This is a genomic window from Arthrobacter ginsengisoli (genome assembly GCF_031456935.1).
Classification (GTDB): domain Bacteria; phylum Actinomycetota; class Actinomycetes; order Actinomycetales; family Micrococcaceae; genus Arthrobacter; species Arthrobacter ginsengisoli.
Genome location: NZ_JAVDVQ010000006.1, coordinates 199,820 through 215,197 on the forward strand (window position 1 = coordinate 199,820; position 15,378 = coordinate 215,197).

Below are 15,378 nucleotides of genomic sequence, written 5' to 3' on the forward strand. Positions count from 1 at the left end.
TGCAGACCACCGGTGCCGGGCAGACATCCGCACGCCTGCCGCATCACTCGCACCCTCAATGAGGTAACCACTACGTTACGCACGGAGTTTGTGAAGACCCTGACCCCGGGATGTGAGCTGGCTGTGAATCGGGCCGGACTGCAATGATGGGGGCATGAGCAACCGAATCGCATTCCTGGGCTGTGGATCAATGAACGAGGCCATCATGACCGGCCTGATCGCGGGCGGCGCTGACCCGGCGGACATCATCGCCACGGTCCGCCGTGCCGAACGGGCCGACGAACTGGCCAAACGGCACCACGGCATTACGGCCATCGCCGGCGAGGAAGAGCCGGAGAACAACAAACAGGCGGCCACCGGCGCCGACGTCGTCATCCTGGGCGTCAAGCCCGTCGGCATCGCCGACCTCGCCCGTGAAATCGGCGATTCGCTGGCACCGGGCACGATCGTCATCAGCGTCGCGGCCGCCGTGTCGCTCGAGCAGCTGGAAGCGGCCCTGCCGGCCGGCCAGCCCGTCATCCGGAGCATGCCCAACACCCCCGCGCAGCTGGGCCGCGGCGTCGTGTCCGTGTCGCCGGGCACGCACTGCACCCCGGCGCAGCTCCAGCGGGCCAAGAACGTCCTGGCCGCCGCGGGCACCGTCGTCGAAATCCCCGAACACCAGGTCGACGCGCTGTCCGCGATCAGCGGCTCGGGCCCGGCATACGCGTTCTACCTGGCCGAAGCGATGGCGGACGCCGGCGTCGAACTGGGACTCGACCCCGAGCTGTCGCTGCTGATTGCCCGTGAAACCGTCGCCGGGGCCGGCTTTATGCTGGCTGAGCCGGGCGCGGATCCGGTGGCGCTGCGCAGGGCCGTCACCAGCCCCAACGGCACGACCGAACGCGCCATCGCGAGCTTTGACGCGAGCGGACTGCCCGCGATCATCGCCGAGGGCGCCCGCGCTGCCTCCGCGCGGTCCGCGGAAATCACCCAGCAGCTCGGCTAGCGGCAGACGCGGGCGCAGCCCATGACGCAGACCGGACCGGGTGGCAGGATGGGACCCATGGAACTGCACATCACAGGGGACCCCGCGGCGGACAAACTACTCAGCGACGACGCGTTTGCGCTGCTCACCGGCATGCTGCTTGACCAACAGGTGACCATGGAATCGGCCTTTGCCGGTCCGGAAAAAATCCGGACGCGCATCGGTTCCATGGATCCAGCCGCGATCGCCGACTACGATCCGCAAAAGTTCGTGGAGATGTTTAAAGAGCGTCCGGCCGTCCACCGGTTCCCCGGATCAATGGCCGGCCGCGTCCAATCCCTTGCTGAGACGGTGCACCAAGACTGGAACGGCGACGCTACTGCCATCTGGACGCTTGGTGAGCCCGACGGGCAGGAGGTGCTGCGCCGGCTCAAGGCATTGCCGGGATTTGGCGAGCAAAAAGCGATGATCTTTTTGGCGCTGCTGGGGAAGCAGTGTGGCCTCCAGGCTGAAGGCTGGCGCGAGGCCGCCGGCCACTATGGTCAGGAGGATGCCTTCCTGTCCGTCGCTGACATTGTGGATCCGGAGTCGCTGAGCAAGGTGCGGGCCAGCAAGCAGGCGGCCAAGGCCGCCGCGAAGGCTGCGAAGACCGCCGGGCCCTGATAGTGCCTCAGCTGGTGCCCCGGATGTCACCGCTTCCACCCCGCCGGGAAGTCCCGGCGGAGCCGCTACGGCCGGGCGGCGAACCGCTCCAGCAGGTCCACGTGCCCGGAAACGATGAGCATGTCCCGGGAGGAAACCTTCGTCTCCGGACGGGCGTAGGTGAAGTCCTCGCCCGGTGATTTCACGCCCACAATCGTGACGCCGTACTTGGAACGGACCTTGGATTCGTCCAGGGTGAAACCCACCGTCTCGCGCGGCGGATACATCTTTACGATCGCGAAGTCGTCGTCGAACTCGATGAAGTCCAGCATGCGGCCGGAGACCAGGTGCGCGGCCCGGACGCCGGCGTCGGCCTCCGGGTAGATCACGTGGTTGGCTCCGATCCGGGTCAGGATCTTGCCGTGCGAGGGCGTGATCGCCTTGACCCAAAGGTGCTCGATGCCGAGGTCCACGAGGTTCACCGTGATCAGCACGGAGGATTCAATCGAGGTGCCCACACCCACGACGGCGGAGCTGAACTCCTGCGCGCCGAGCTGGCGGAGCGCGTCGATATTGGTCGCGTCGGCCTCGACGACATGGGTCAGCACGCTGGCCCACTTCTGCACCAGCGACCGGTCGCGTTCGATCGCCAGCACCTCGCGGCCCTGTTTGACGAGCTGCTCGGCCGTGGATGCGCCGAAGCGGCCCAGCCCGATCACCAGCACGGGGGCGTTGTGGGCGGGGCGGTTGACGGCGCCTGAGGAACTAGCCAATGATCGGTCTCTCTTCCGGGTAGTGGTACAGCTGGCTGCGCTGGCGCAGCGCCAGGGCGGCGGCGAGGGTGACAGTCCCGACGCGCCCGGCGAACATCAGGGCGGCGAGGACGTAAACGCCCGACGGCGGCAGTTCGGCACTCAGGTTCGTGCTCAGGCCCACCGTGGCGAAGGCGGAAATGGTTTCAAAGAGCACCCGGTCCAGTGACGCCCCGCTGATGTGGAGCAGCAGCATGGCCGACACGGCGACGAGCGTGGCGCCTGCGACGATGACCGAGATCGCCACCCGCATGGTGCCCTCGGGGATGGTGCGGCCGTAGACCTTCACATCGGAGTCGCCGCGGGCCTCTGCCGCGATCGCCAGGAACATCACCGCGATGGTGGTGACCTTGATGCCGCCCGCCGTCGACGCCGAACCGCCGCCGGCAAACATCAGGGCGTCGGTCAGGAGCATGGTGGTGGAGTCCATTGCGTTCTGGTCCACCAGGTTGAAGCCGCCGGAGCGGGTCATCACGGACGCGAAGAGCGAATGCGTGACCTTGTCGCCGACGGTCATGCCGCCGATGGTCAGGAGATTGTTCCACTCCATCAGCCCCCACAGCACGGTCCCGGACACCAGCAGAACCAGCGAGACCTGGATGGTCAGCTTGGTGTGCAGGTTCCATTTCTTCCAGTTGAAGCCGTTCTGCTGCAGCACCATCACCACCGGGAAACCCAGGCTGCCGAGGAAGACGCCGAGCATCAGCGGGACGAGGATCCACAAATCAGTCTCGTACGGCACGATGCCGTCCGAGTGCGGCGTGAACCCGGCGTTGTTGAACGAGGAAATGGAATAGAAAACCCCATGCCAGACCGACTGGCCGAAGCTTTCGCCCAGCATCAGGAACCGCGGGATCAGCGCCAGCGCCAGTGCTGCCTCGATCACCACCGAGGTGACGATGACGATCCGCAGCAGGGTGCCCACTTCACCGAGGCGGCCTGCATTCATGGCCTCCTGGGCAATCAGCTTGCCGCGGACGCCCAGCTTCTTGCTCACCATGAGGGCCAGCAGCGAGGCCAGGGTCAGGGTGCCCAGGCCGCCCACGAAGATGCCGATGAGGATGACGAGCTGGCCGAAGAATGACCAGTGCACCGCCGTGGACACCACGGTCAGACCCGTCACGCAGACGGCGGACACGGCAGTGAACAGCGACTGGTACAGAGGCGTGGATTCGCCGGTGGCGGAGGAAACCGGCAGGGACAGCAAACCAGTGAAGACCAGGATCACGATGCCGAACGCGGACAGCGCGAGCCGGGCCGGGGAGGTGTTGGCAATGTTGTCGATGAAGTCGCGGAGGCGTGTGAAGATCCACAGGCCTTCCCGCTCCGGAGCGCCCGGGTGCCAGCTGGCCGGGCTCTTGGACCTCGACTGGCTCTGCGTCATGTGTCGCTTATCCTCGCTTGAAACTGCTTCCTTCAGTAGTAAACCACTAAACCCCGCGCAATGACTGGGGAACGGGCCACCATGCTCGGGTAGCCTGTGATTGATGACATACCTGCCGGGGCTCGCAAAGACCGCACTGCCAACGACGGTGGTGTGGGATCCTGCCATGACCGCCTACAACTTCGGCCACAGCCACCCGATGGCCCCGGAGCGGATGGAGCTCACGGCGAAGCTGGCCGGAAGCCTCGGTCTGCTGGACCTGGAGAACGTCACCGTCTCGGCGCCGGACGTCGCCAGTGACGCGGAGCTGAGCACCGTCCACAGCCCGGAGTTCGTTGCCGCCGTGCGGCGCGTCAGCGCGGATCCGGAGACCCCTGACCTCGAGCGCGGGCTTGGCACCGAGGATGATCCGGCCTTCGCCGGCATGCACGAGGCCAGTGCCCGGCTGGCCGGCGGCTCGCTGCTGGCCGCCGCCGCGGTCCTGGACGGCACGGCTGTCCGGGCAGTGAACTTCGGCGGTGGCATGCACCACGCATCCCGCGAACGCGCGAGCGGTTTCTGCATCTACAACGACGCGGCCCTCGCCATCCAGCGGCTGCTCGACGGCGGCGTCCAGCGAGTGGCGTATGTCGACATCGACGCCCACCACGGCGACGGAACCCAGAGCATCTTCTGGGACGATCCGCGCGTGCTGACGATCTCCCTGCACGAGACGGGGCTGACCCTGTTCCCGGGCACCGGCTACGCCAACGAAATCGGCGGGCCCAATGCGCAGGGCAGTGCCGTGAACGTGGCCCTGCCGGCGGGCACCGGGGACGGGGGCTGGCTCCGCGCCTTCCACGCCGTGGTGCCGCAGCTCGTCGGCGCCTTCAACCCCGAGGTCATCGTGAGCCAGCACGGCTGCGACTCGCACCGGCTGGACCCGCTCACGCACCTGAACATCAGCGTCGACGGCCAGCGGGAGGCCGCCACCGCCATCGGCAACCTCGCGGCCCGCTACTGCGAGAACCGCTGGATCTCCACCGGCGGAGGGGGCTACAACGTCATCACCGTGGTGCCGCGGTCCTGGAGCCACCTGATCGCCATTGCGGCCGGCCGGCCGGTCCCGCTCCGCACCCCCGTGCCGGAGGACTGGCGCCGCTATGTCAAGGAAAAGTACGGGGCCAAGTACGGGGTCGCCGCACCCGAGCTGATGGGCGACGACGTCGACCTCTGGTGGCGCTCCTGGGAAGTCGGCTTCGATCCGAACGACGACGTGGACCGGACCGTGATGGCGACCCGCAAGGAAGTCTTCCCGCTGTACGGGCTGGATCCCTGGTTCGACTAGGACCGGTTCGGCGGGGACTGGTTCGGTGGGGACCGGTCCGGCGGGCAGCCGGCTAACCGGCTGTGGAAGGCTGGGTGTTTGGCTTCTCGGTCTGGAACACGACCCCGGCCGCGCCGATGATCCAGCCCAGCAGCGAGAGCGAGAACGCCCCGATCAGGTCGGTGGAGGCGGTACCCTTCACCAGCCAGACGCCCAGCACCAGCAGCCCGATCACGAGGTAGACCATCAACGCCGCGATAATCCGGCCGGACAGCTTGCTGGTGATGCCGCTGGTGTCCACGATACCTGCCCGGGCCTGAACGGCGGCCTCTCCGCCTGCAGCCTGCTCCTCGCGGCGCACCTCTGCAATGGTGAAGCCCATGGCGGAGGCGGTCAGTGAACTCAGTGAGGTGGAGAGCGCCCCGGCGGCGCAGACGACGGCGCCGTTGAGGTCGGGCGCGGTCCCCGGAATCTTCGGTATGAACACCCAGACCTGGAACAGCACGCTGCCCCAGACGATCACGAACAGGGCCAGGAACACGACGGCGATGATGTTGAAAAGCTGATTCCGGAAGAAGTCCCCCATGGTCGTCCACTCCTCTGCGTCAGTAGGGCTGCGGCCTTTCCTGCCGGGCAGGCGGTGTGTCCGTTCTAGCACCGCGCCCGGTCCGGGGCAATGCCCGGTGGCTATCCGCCGGGGCGCCAACTAGTGGATGCCATCCGGCGTATATGTCGCTAGTGTTGAGGGCATGGTGACAGACGACGTATTTGCCGTCATTGCTGAGGCAACCCGGCGTGACATTCTGGTATCCCTCCGCAAGGGGGACAAAGCAGTGGGGGAGCTGGTCCAGGAGCTCGCGGCCAGCCAGCCAACCATTTCCAAGCACCTGAAGGTACTCCGCGAAGCGGACCTGGTGAGTATGCGAGCCCAGGGCCAGAAACGCTACTACACGCTCAATCCCAAGCCGCTGGCCGGAATCGCCAGCTGGCTGGAGACCTTCGACGTCGCCGCAGCCCCCGCGCCGGAACCGGCGCGGACCGCGGGACCCCGGATCCTGCCCGTCCCCGCCCCCGACACCCTCGCCGCTGCCGCCGCCGCTCCGGCCGCAGCGGCTGAGGCCCCGCAAGCCACCCCGCCCGCCGCCGCACTCCAGCCGGCCGCGGCACTGGCCGGACGGCCCGCCGGCAGCCCGCTGAGTCCCGCCGTCGTCCTCCCGGTCGGCACGGCAGGCGAGGACCGGATGCCGCAGCAGATCGGCCGTACCGTCGGCCGGGCGGCCACCAGGGCCGCTGATCTGCTGGCCAGCCTGCCGAAGTTCGGCCGCCGGAAGTAACGCGCGGGACATAGCACAGCGGAAGTCGCCCGGGCAGTTTGTGTCCCTCGCCACGCCGTTTTTGTCACACGGGGCGCCCTGCCGTGCTCGAATAGAAATCCCTTCCGCACGGTGCAACCATGGAAAGGCTTGTTTTTCACGCCCACCGAGGGCGCCAAGGTTTAGGGAGTTGCAATGGACGCACGGCTTGAAGCCATCCGGGACACGGTGCTGGCACGGAATCCCGGCGAAGCGGAGTTCCACCAGGCCGTCACCGAGGTCTTCGAAAGCCTCGGACCGGTGCACGACCGCCACCCGGAGTTCCTCGAAGGCGCAGTGCTCGAACGGCTCTGCGAGCCCGAACGGCAGATCATCTTCCGGGTCCCGTGGGTCGACGGGGCCGGGCGCGTCCAGATCAACCGCGGTTTCCGGGTCGAGTTCAACTCCGCCCTGGGCCCCTTCAAGGGCGGCCTGCGGTTCCACCCTTCGGTGAACCTGGGAATCGTGAAGTTCCTCGGCTTCGAACAGATCTTCAAGAATGCCCTGACCGGCATGCCAATCGGCGGCGGCAAGGGCGGCTCCGACTTCGACCCCCGCGGCCGCTCGGACGCCGAGATCATGCGGTTCTGCCAGTCTTTTATGACCGAGCTGTACCGCCACATCGGCGAGTACACCGACGTGCCGGCCGGTGACATCGGCGTCGGCGGCCGCGAGATCGGCTACCTCTTCGGGCAGTACAAGCGGATCACCAACCGCTACGAATCCGGCGTCCTCACCGGCAAGGGCATCTCCTGGGGCGGCTCGCTGGTACGCCCCGAAGCCACCGGCTACGGCACCGTGATCTTTACCGAGGAAATGCTCAAGACCCGCGGCCGGTCCTTCGACGGCCAGCGCGTGGTGGTCTCCGGCTCGGGCAACGTCGCCATCAACGCGATCGCCAAGGCCCAGACACTCGGCGCCACCGTCGTCGCCTGCTCCGATTCCTCGGGCTACGTCGTCGACGAGGCCGGCATCGACGTCGCGCTGCTGCGCCAGATCAAGGAGGTCGAGCGCGGGCGGCTCAAGGACTACGAGGCCCGGCGCTCCGCCGTCTCCTACGTGGAAGGCGGCTCCGTCTGGGACGTCGACGCGACCGTCGCGCTGCCGTGTGCCACGCAGAACGAGCTCGACGGCGACGCTGCCGCCCGGCTGGTCCGCAACGGACTGCTGGCGGTGGGTGAGGGCGCCAACATGCCCTCGACCCGTGAAGCCGTCGCCGTCTTCCAGGAAGCCGGCATCCTGTTCGGGCCGGGCAAGGCTGCGAACGCGGGCGGCGTGGCCACCTCCGCGCTGGAAATGCAGCAGAACGCGAGCCGCGACTCCTGGACCTTCGCGCACACCGAGGAACGGCTCACCGAGATCATGATCGGGATCCACGACCGCTGCGCAGCCACTGCGGACGAGTACGGCGACCCGGGAAACTACGTGCTGGGCGCGAACATCGGCGGCTTCGTGAAGGTGGCGGACGCGATGCTCGCCCAGGGACTCATCTAGGGCCGGACCCCCCGGACTTCTCCCGCACCCCCTCCCGCACCAAGTTGGCAGTTCGCGGCAATGTTCCTGACGGACACTGCCGCGAACTGCCCACTCGGGGAGCTGCGGGCTATTTCGTGAGCAGTCGCACGTGGTCCGGGGTTAGCTCCGAGATCCGGCTGACGCCGAGCAGGGCCATGGTGCGGAGCATGTCCTTTTCCAGGATCTCGAGGGCCCGGTCCACGCCGGCCCGGCCGCCGGCCATGAGCCCGTACAGGTAGGCGCGTCCGATCAGCGTAAAGTCGGCGCCCAGGGCCAGGGCGGCGATGATGTCCGCCCCGCTCATGATGCCGGTGTCCAGGATGACCGCGGCGTCGCTGTTGTCCGCCTTGAGCGCTGCCGAGACCTCAGGCAGCAGATGGAACGGGATGGGGGCGCGGTCCAGCTGGCGGCCGCCGTGGTTGGACAGGACCACGCCGTCGGCCCCGTGGTCCGCCACCCTGCGGGCGTCCTCGACGGTCTGGATGCCCTTGACCACGAGCTTGCCCTTCCAGGTCGCGCGCAGCCAGTCGAGGTCCTCGAACGTCAAGGTGGGGTCGAACATCGAGTTGATCAGGTCCGCGACCGTGCCGGTGTAGCGGGAGAGCGACGCGAAGGTCAGCGGCTCGTGGGTGAGGAAGTTGAACCACCACGCCGGCCGGTAGGAGGCGTCCAGTACGGTCTTGATGGTCAGGGCCGGCGGGATCGTCATGCCGTTGCGGACGTCGCGCAGCCGGGCCCCGGCGACGGCGGTGTCCACCGTGACCATGAGGGTGTCGTTGCCGGCCTTCGCGGCGCGTTCGATCAGCTCCAGCGAGCGGTCCCGGTCGGTCCAAAGGTAGAGCTGGAACCAGTTGCGGCCGTCCGGTGCGGCGGCGGCCACATCCTCGATGGACGCCGTGCCCATCGTGGAGAGCGTGTACGGGATGCCGGCGGCCGCGGCGGCCTGGGACCCGGCGTACTCGCCTTCGGACTGCATCATCCGGGTGAATCCGGTCGGTGCGATGCCCACCGGGAGCCGGGACGGTTTCCCCAGGATGTCGGTGCTGAGGTCGATACTGGAGACGTCGCGCAGGATGCCGGGCCGGAACTCGATGTCCAGGAACGCCTGGCGGGCGCGGCGCAGGGTGATCTCGGCTTCGGCAGCGCCGTCGGTGTAGTCGAACGGGGCCTGCGGTGTGCGGCGCTTGGCCATCTCCCGGAGCTCCCAGATGGTGCTGGCGCGGCGCAGCCGGGCGGCGCGGCTGAACTCGGGCTTCTTGAACTGCATCAGGGGGGCGAGGTCCGCGTACTTGGGGACGCGGCGCCTGAGCGCGGCGGGAACGATTCCCGGGGTGGCCGCGGCCGGGTGGCGGCCCGTGCCGGTGTCTTCTGCCTGGGTGGGCGCCTCGGGGTTGCCGGGGTCAATCGTCTGCGTCATTGCTGCCTCCTTGGCGTGGGACTGTGCCGACTCTGTGGCCTAACCACACTGTAGGGGATACGGTCAGGCCGTCTTCCGCGCCAGCTTGGGCCTGCGCCACGCGAGGAGGCACTACGCGGCAATGCTCGGCCCGGGCATTGCCGCGAAGTGTCTTCTCGGTGCCGCGGGACAACGGGGGTGCCGGCGAAATGTTACGCGGCCGGTTTTGCCGCTCGCCGGGCGCCGGGGCTATCGTCAAAACATGACAAACCGTTGGTATGCGTATTTTTCGTTGGCTCTGGAGGGGCCCGCGTCTAGCTGACACGCATCCAACCTTCCTTCAGAGCCAACAGGGCAGAGACCATTCTCTGCCCTTCGCCATTTCCCGGCGGGTTCTGATCAGGGCCCGCTCCGCATCCGGAACAGGACCCGCACATGAGCATCGAAGCAGCCCCCGAATCCAAGCAGTCCACCTCTAACCTGCGTATCAGCGAGTTCACTCCGCTGCCGACCCCGCAGGACATGCTCGCGGAACTGCCGCTGGACGACCGCCTTGCCGGGGTCGTTGCACGGGGCCGGGACGAGGTCCGGGCCATCATGGACGGGGTCGATGACCGCCTGCTCGTGATCGTGGGCCCCTGCTCGATCCACGATCCCAAAGCCGGCCTCGAATACGCCCGCCGGCTGGTCAGCCAGGCCGAGCAGCACAAGGAAGACCTGCTGATCGTGATGCGGGCCTACTTCGAAAAGCCCCGCACCACGGTGGGCTGGAAGGGCCTGATCAACGACCCGCGGCTCGACGGCAGCCACGACATCGCGTCCGGGCTGCACGCCGCCCGCCGCTTCCTGCAGCAGGTCACCGCGCTCGGCCTCCCCGCCGGCACCGAGTTCCTGGAACCCATCAGCCCGCAGTACATGGCGGACCTGGTCTCCTGGGGCGCCATCGGTGCCCGCACCACGGAAAGCCAGATCCACCGGCAGCTGGCGTCCGGGCTGTCCATGCCGATCGGGTTCAAGAACGGGACCGACGGCGATCTGCAGGTTGCGCTCGACGCGTGCAGCGCCGCCGGGGCAGCCCAGGCGTTCCTCGGCATCGACGGCGAGGGCCGGGCCGCCCTGGTCGCCACGGCCGGAAACCCGGACACGCACATCATCCTTCGCGGCGGACGCAAGGGCCCCAACTACTCCGCCCCCGACGTCGAGGCCGCCACCGCCAAGCTTGCCGCGAAGCAGCTCAACCCGCGTCTGATCGTTGACGCGAGCCACGCCAACAGCGGCAAGAGCCACCACCGGCAGGCGGAAGTCGCCCTCGAGATCGGTTCAGAGCTGGAGAGCGGAGGCGCCGCGGCGGGTGCCATCGCCGGTGTCATGCTGGAGAGCTTCCTCGTGGGCGGGGCGCAGAACCTGGACGTCGTCGAGCACGCCGCCGGAACGGACACGCTCGTCTACGGCCAGAGCGTGACGGACGCCTGCATGGACTGGGACGTCACGGCCTCGGTGTTGGCGCAGCTGGCGGCCTCGGCGCGCATCCGCCGGACCCGGGGCTAGGCCGGGCCGAGGGGGCGCGGAGCCGGACAAATCCGCGTCCCCGGCCAGTGGAATCCCTCGCTGGTCTTTCACAGGGGCACCATCAGCCCCTACAGTATCTAGTACATGGTTGTTTGATGACTCAGCATCGGCGCACCGCCATGTCGTTCCGATGGGGCTGCCGTTCGCTTGAGTAAAGGAATAGGGAAATGTCTTCGGAGGCTAACTTCTCCAACGCACGCTTTTTGACCGTGGCCGAAGTCGCGGAGCTGATGCGGGTGTCGAAAATGACCGTGTACCGTCTTGTTCATTCCGGCGAGATGCCGGCTGTCCGGTTCGGGCGCTCTTACCGGGTGCCGCAGTCCGCCGTCGAAAAGTACCTCAAAGGTGCTGTCGTGGACGGGAACACGGAAACAGGCTGAGTTTCCGGCGACTTCTAAGGCCGGAATAAGAATCTGCAGGGCCCCGGATGGCCCCTGCGGTCGTGGGGCGCCCCCGTTAGGCGGTACCCTGTTAAGGAACGTTTTACGTCATTGTAAGAACCTGTCAGTTGTACAGTCTGCTGCTTAGCCCGCGGACCCTTTCCAACAGGCAGGTACTGCATCTAGCCGGTAAGGAACTTTCGTGGGTTCAGTTATTAAGAAGCGTCGCAAGCGTATGGCCAAGAAGAAGCACCGCAAGCTGCTTCGCAAGACGCGCCACCAGCGTCGCAATAAGAAGTAGAGATACTTCACCTCATGTGAATGCCCGTTGCCTATCCGGCAGCGGGCATTTTCTTTGGCGTTTCCGCGCCTGTTTCGGACGGGTGACTCGGATTCGGACGGGCGCGGCCCGGATCCGCGTAGCGCGCGTCCGGAAGCGTAGCGGAATGCGCTGCGCGTCCCGTAAGCGGTGGTTGCCTCAGACCGGAGTGCCCGCCAGCAGGAGAACCCGCGGCAGAGCGTCTCGCCGGCGGTGGTTGCCTCAGACCGGAGTGCCCGCCAGGACCCAGTTTCCGCGCCTGTTTCGGACGGGTGACTCGGATTCGGACGGGTGCGGCCCGGATCCGCGTAGCGCGCGTCCGAAAGCGTAGCGGAACGTGCGGCGCGTCCCGCCTCGGGTGCCTCGGCAGAGGAGAACCCGTGGCAGAGCGTCCCGTAAGCGGTGGTTGCCTCAGACCGGAGTGCCCGCCAGGATCCCGTTTCCGCGCCTGTTTCGGACGGGTGACTCGGATCCGGACGGCGGCGGCCCGGATCCGCGTAGCCCGCGTCCGGAAGCGTAGCGGAACGTGCTGCGCGTCCCGCCGTGGGTGCCTCGGCAGCAGGAGAACCCGTGGCAGAGCGTCCCGCCGGCGGTGGTTGCCTCAGACCGGAGTGCCCGCCAGGACCCAGTTTCCGCGCCTGTTTCGGACGGGTGACTCGGATTCGGACGGCGGCGGCCCGGATCCGCGTAGCGCGCGTCCGGAAGCGTAGCGGAACGTGCGGCGCGTCAGACGCGGGGGCCGCGGAAGCGGGAAAACCCGCGCCAGAGGCCGTAGATCGCCCCGCCGGCGGTGGCGGCCTTGAGCCCCAGGGTGGCCGCGCGCCGTCCGGAGCGGAAGTCGTAGACCGGCCAGTTGTGTTCGCGGGCGTGGCGGCGGAGCCGTGCGTCGGGGTTGATGGCCACCGGGTGCCCCACCATGCTCAGCAGCGGGATGTCGTTGTGCGAATCGCTGTACGCCCAGCAGCGAGCCAGGTCCAGCCCCTCGGCCTCGGCCACCGCACTCACCGCAACGGCCTTGGCGGGGCCGTGCAGGATCTCGCCGACCAGCCGCCCGGTGTAGCAGCCGTCCAGAATTTCGCCCACAGTGCCCAAAGCGCCGGTGAGTCCCAGCCTGCTCGAAATGACGGTGGCCACCTCGATGGGCGTCGCCGTCACCAGCCACACCTTCCGGCCCACCCGGAGATGCTGCTCGGCAAGGGCCTTGGCCCCCGGCCAGATCCGGGATTCAATCATTTCGTCATACACTTCTTCGCCGAGGGCCTCGACGTCCTCAACGGTGAAACCGGCGCCGAGGGCCAGGGCGGTGTCGCGGACGGAGTGTACGTCGTCGAGCTTCTCCCCGCGGAGCACAAACATCAGCTGCTTCCAGGCGAAACCGGCCGCCTGCGGAATTGTGAACGCCCCGCGCTGGTGCATCTTGCGGGCCACATGGAACAGGCTGGCGCCCCGCATCAGGGTGTTGTCGACGTCGAAGAACGCGGCTTCGCCGTGCTGCGGTGCTGCAACAGGCTCGGCGACCACAGCGACGTACTTCTCTTCGGGCATGCCACGAGTCTAGTCAAAGGCGCGACCGGTTCCCGTCCCCGGGCCGCGGCGGCGCCGGATGTGTCCGTCGCGTCGACGGCGGACCGGCGGCCGGGCTACCGTGGAGCCATGCCAACCCCCGACGTCGTCCTCCTCACCAAAGCTGACTGCCATCTCTGCTCGGCGGCGCGCTCCGCCGTCGACCGCGTCACCACGAGCCTCGGCATCGGCTGGCGGGAGCAGCCGGTGGATGACGACGCCGAATTGCGGGAACGCTTTGCGGAAGAAATTCCGGTACTGCTGGTGGACGGCGTCCAGCGGGACTTCTGGAAGATCGACGAAGTCCGGCTGGAGCGGACGCTGCGGCGGGCGCTGGGCCAGCAGGCCTGAGCGGCCGGGAGCGCCGGCTTTGTTCGCGGAACTGCCGGGGCCATAGAGTGGAAGTCACAACGCGACTTAATGGAGCAGATAGTGACTTCGCTGGATTCATCCCCGGGCGCGATTCCCGAGGGAGCAGGGGCTGCCGCCAAGCAGATTCCGCCTGCGGCCGTGGCCCGGCTGACCATCTATCTGCGCGCCCTGACGACCCTTCTCTCCGAGGGCGTTGACCGGGTCTCCTCCGAATCCCTGGCCGAGGCCTCCGGTGTGAGCTCCTCTACCCTCCGCAAGGACCTTTCCTATGTGGGCTCGTACGGGACGCGCGGCGTCGGCTACGAAGTGCAGTACCTCAACCGTCATATTGCCGCGGCCCTGGGCCTGACGCACGACTGGAAGGTCGCCATCGTCGGTGCCGGCAACCTGGGCAAGGCGCTGGCCCGGTACGGCGGGTTCGAGTCCCGGGGCTTTGACATTGTTGCGATTTTTGACGCGGACCAAATGGTGGTGGGCAGCGAGGTGGGCTGGCTGCGGGTCAGCGACGCCGCCGACCTTGAGCCGGTGCTGCAACGGACCGGAGCCAACATGGTCGTGCTGGCCCTGCCGGCCGCCGTGGCGCAGGAAGTCTGCGACCGCGTGGTGGCCGCCGGGGTGCGGAGCATCCTGAGTTTTGCCCCGGTGATGCTGCAGGTGCCGCCCGGGGTCAACCTGCGCAAAGTGGATATGGCCACCGAGCTCCAGATCCTCGCCTATCACGCACAAAGGGCGCAGGATCCGGAGGATGCTGACTAGCTTCAGTCAGCCCGTCCGGCTCCCGCGCCCTCTGCGCCGGCGCCCGGCTGCTGGGTACGAATTGCCTTAGTGCGGAGTTGCCTTAGTACGGCTTGCCCGGCTGGCCGTACGGGTTGGCGAACGGCTGCCGCTTGCTGAAGTACGGCGACGTTGCCGGCAGGTACAGCATCACGATGCCGGCGATGCCAAGGAGAACCGCCAGGGTGCCGAGGCTGACCGGGTAGAGGCTGAAGATCGACAGGGCGGCGAAGACGGTTCCAAGGATCCGCGCCCAGTTCCTGCCTTTGCGGACGTTCAAGGCCACGAGCGCGTAGAGTCCGGCGCCGATCACGGCGAAGACCACGATGCTGCCAACCAGGAATCCCCTGATGTCTTCGAACCTGATGTCGGCGCCGCCGGCGGCCATCTGCTGTTCGAACGTGTCGCGCATGACGGGGGAGTCGATCATGCCGATCGCCAGCAGGAGGGACAGGACCCAGACCGCGCCGGACGCGACAATGAGCCAGAAGGCCGTGTTAACCAGCTTGGGCATGCCCGCCTGGCCCGCCGTGGCCTGCGGCTGGTCGGAGGGGAACTGGCCGTAGGCGGACTGGCCATAGGGAGACTGGCCGAAGCCGGGCTGGCCCGACGGCGGCGTCTGCTGGTTGTACCCGGGCTGGTTGTACTGCGGCGGGTTCTGGCCGTACTGGGGAAGCTGCGGGGCGTTCTGCCCGTACTGCGGCGCCTGCTGGCCGTACTGCGGGGCGGACGGGGCCTGGCCGTACTGCGGCGCGGCGGGTGGGGTCTGGCCATACTGCGGCGCGGACGGCGGCTGCTGGCCGTACTGCGGCGCGGCTGGAGGCTGCTGGCTGTACTCGGGTGCGTTCTGGCCGTAGCGGGGTGCCGGCTGTTCACCGGGCTCGGGGGCGTCCGGGTTCGATGGCGGGACTGGCGGGATGCTCATGGGCGTTCCTTTGCGTGGCGGTCTGATTTCGGATACCGGAAACAGCTTCCTGCCCTGCCCCCAGCATGGTTTACGTCCACCGTACCGCGCGTCGCCGCCCGC

The 15,378-nt window shown here is 67.7% G+C and carries 16 protein-coding genes; 10 read left to right on the forward strand and 6 right to left on the reverse strand.

Annotated elements, in window-relative coordinates; genetic code table 11:
- Nucleotides 1-154: 154 nt before the first annotated feature.
- Both proC and J2X01_RS09465 read left to right on the forward strand, forming a co-directional pair.
- Nucleotides 155-988 carry a pyrroline-5-carboxylate reductase gene (gene proC, locus J2X01_RS09460; protein ID WP_310056143.1) on the forward strand — a complete coding sequence of 278 codons (834 nt, stop codon included), beginning with the start codon at nucleotides 155-157 and terminating at the stop codon, nucleotides 986-988.
- Nucleotides 989-1,045: 57 nt separating this feature from the next.
- Complete coding sequence (locus tag J2X01_RS09465; protein WP_310056145.1) at nucleotides 1,046-1,630, forward strand: HhH-GPD-type base excision DNA repair protein; 585 nt, start codon at nucleotides 1,046-1,048, stop codon at nucleotides 1,628-1,630.
- Nucleotides 1,631-1,695: 65 nt separating this feature from the next.
- On the opposite strand, the gene J2X01_RS09470 is transcribed toward J2X01_RS09465, so the two are convergent.
- Both J2X01_RS09470 and J2X01_RS09475 read right to left on the reverse strand, forming a co-directional pair.
- Nucleotides 1,696-2,334, reverse strand: a complete 639-nt coding sequence (locus J2X01_RS09470; protein ID WP_028277721.1) for a potassium channel family protein — start codon at nucleotides 2,332-2,334, stop codon at nucleotides 1,696-1,698.
- A gap of 40 nt (nucleotides 2,335-2,374) precedes the next feature.
- On the reverse strand, nucleotides 2,375-3,805 hold the full coding sequence (locus tag J2X01_RS09475) for a TrkH family potassium uptake protein (RefSeq protein ID WP_310056152.1): 1,431 nt from the start codon (nucleotides 3,803-3,805) through the stop codon (nucleotides 2,375-2,377).
- Nucleotides 3,806-3,908: 103 nt separating this feature from the next.
- Here J2X01_RS09475 and J2X01_RS09480 point away from each other — a divergent pair, with 103 nt between their 5' ends.
- The gene (locus J2X01_RS09480; protein ID WP_310056157.1) at nucleotides 3,909-5,132 is read left to right on the forward strand and encodes an acetoin utilization protein AcuC; all 1,224 of its coding nucleotides are present in this window, start codon (nucleotides 3,909-3,911) and stop codon (nucleotides 5,130-5,132) included.
- A 52-nt stretch (nucleotides 5,133-5,184) separates the two neighbouring features.
- On the opposite strand, the gene J2X01_RS09485 is transcribed toward J2X01_RS09480, so the two are convergent.
- Complete coding sequence (locus tag J2X01_RS09485) at nucleotides 5,185-5,697, reverse strand: hypothetical protein (protein WP_310056160.1); 513 nt, start codon at nucleotides 5,695-5,697, stop codon at nucleotides 5,185-5,187.
- Nucleotides 5,698-5,860: 163 nt separating this feature from the next.
- Here J2X01_RS09485 and J2X01_RS09490 point away from each other — a divergent pair, with 163 nt between their 5' ends.
- Together J2X01_RS09490 and gdhA are read left to right on the forward strand one after the other, a co-directional pair.
- The gene (locus J2X01_RS09490) at nucleotides 5,861-6,445 is read left to right on the forward strand and encodes an ArsR/SmtB family transcription factor (RefSeq protein WP_310056163.1); all 585 of its coding nucleotides are present in this window, start codon (nucleotides 5,861-5,863) and stop codon (nucleotides 6,443-6,445) included.
- A gap of 174 nt (nucleotides 6,446-6,619) precedes the next feature.
- On the forward strand, nucleotides 6,620-7,957 hold the full coding sequence (gene gdhA, locus J2X01_RS09495) for an NADP-specific glutamate dehydrogenase (RefSeq protein ID WP_310056166.1): 1,338 nt from the start codon (nucleotides 6,620-6,622) through the stop codon (nucleotides 7,955-7,957).
- A 109-nt stretch (nucleotides 7,958-8,066) separates the two neighbouring features.
- Here the strand turns inward: gdhA and J2X01_RS09500 are convergent, their stop codons facing one another.
- Entirely contained in the window at nucleotides 8,067-9,395 is a 1,329-nt protein-coding gene (locus tag J2X01_RS09500) for an alpha-hydroxy acid oxidase (protein ID WP_310056170.1), read from the reverse strand.
- 414 nt (nucleotides 9,396-9,809) lie between these two features.
- Here J2X01_RS09500 and J2X01_RS09505 point away from each other — a divergent pair, with 414 nt between their 5' ends.
- The 3 genes from J2X01_RS09505 (at nucleotide 9,810) to J2X01_RS09515 (ending at nucleotide 11,624) form a co-directional block, all read left to right on the forward strand.
- On the forward strand, nucleotides 9,810-10,922 hold the full coding sequence (locus J2X01_RS09505) for a 3-deoxy-7-phosphoheptulonate synthase (RefSeq protein WP_310056172.1): 1,113 nt from the start codon (nucleotides 9,810-9,812) through the stop codon (nucleotides 10,920-10,922).
- Nucleotides 10,923-11,110: 188 nt separating this feature from the next.
- Nucleotides 11,111-11,323, forward strand: a complete 213-nt coding sequence (locus tag J2X01_RS09510) for a helix-turn-helix domain-containing protein (protein ID WP_310056174.1) — start codon at nucleotides 11,111-11,113, stop codon at nucleotides 11,321-11,323.
- A 202-nt stretch (nucleotides 11,324-11,525) separates the two neighbouring features.
- Nucleotides 11,526-11,624: a 30S ribosomal protein bS22 gene (locus tag J2X01_RS09515; RefSeq protein ID WP_003792170.1), complete on the forward strand. Its 99-nt coding sequence runs from the start codon at nucleotides 11,526-11,528 to the stop codon at nucleotides 11,622-11,624.
- Between the two features lie 744 nt (nucleotides 11,625-12,368).
- Here the strand turns inward: J2X01_RS09515 and J2X01_RS09520 are convergent.
- Nucleotides 12,369-13,187 carry an HAD family hydrolase gene (locus J2X01_RS09520; RefSeq protein WP_310056178.1) on the reverse strand — a complete coding sequence of 273 codons (819 nt, stop codon included), beginning with the start codon at nucleotides 13,185-13,187 and terminating at the stop codon, nucleotides 12,369-12,371.
- A 108-nt stretch (nucleotides 13,188-13,295) separates the two neighbouring features.
- Between J2X01_RS09520 and J2X01_RS09525 the strand changes: the two genes are divergently transcribed.
- Entirely contained in the window at nucleotides 13,296-13,556 is a 261-nt protein-coding gene (locus J2X01_RS09525) for a glutaredoxin family protein (RefSeq protein ID WP_310056182.1), read from the forward strand.
- 81 nt (nucleotides 13,557-13,637) lie between these two features.
- Nucleotides 13,638-14,333 (forward strand): redox-sensing transcriptional repressor Rex, encoded by a 696-nt coding sequence (locus tag J2X01_RS09530; protein WP_310056184.1) that lies wholly within the window; start codon nucleotides 13,638-13,640, stop codon nucleotides 14,331-14,333.
- An 82-nt stretch (nucleotides 14,334-14,415) separates the two neighbouring features.
- On the opposite strand, the gene J2X01_RS09535 is transcribed toward J2X01_RS09530, so the two are convergent.
- Nucleotides 14,416-15,276, reverse strand: a complete 861-nt coding sequence (locus J2X01_RS09535) for a hypothetical protein (RefSeq protein ID WP_310056187.1) — start codon at nucleotides 15,274-15,276, stop codon at nucleotides 14,416-14,418.
- Nucleotides 15,277-15,378 lie beyond the last annotated feature (102 nt).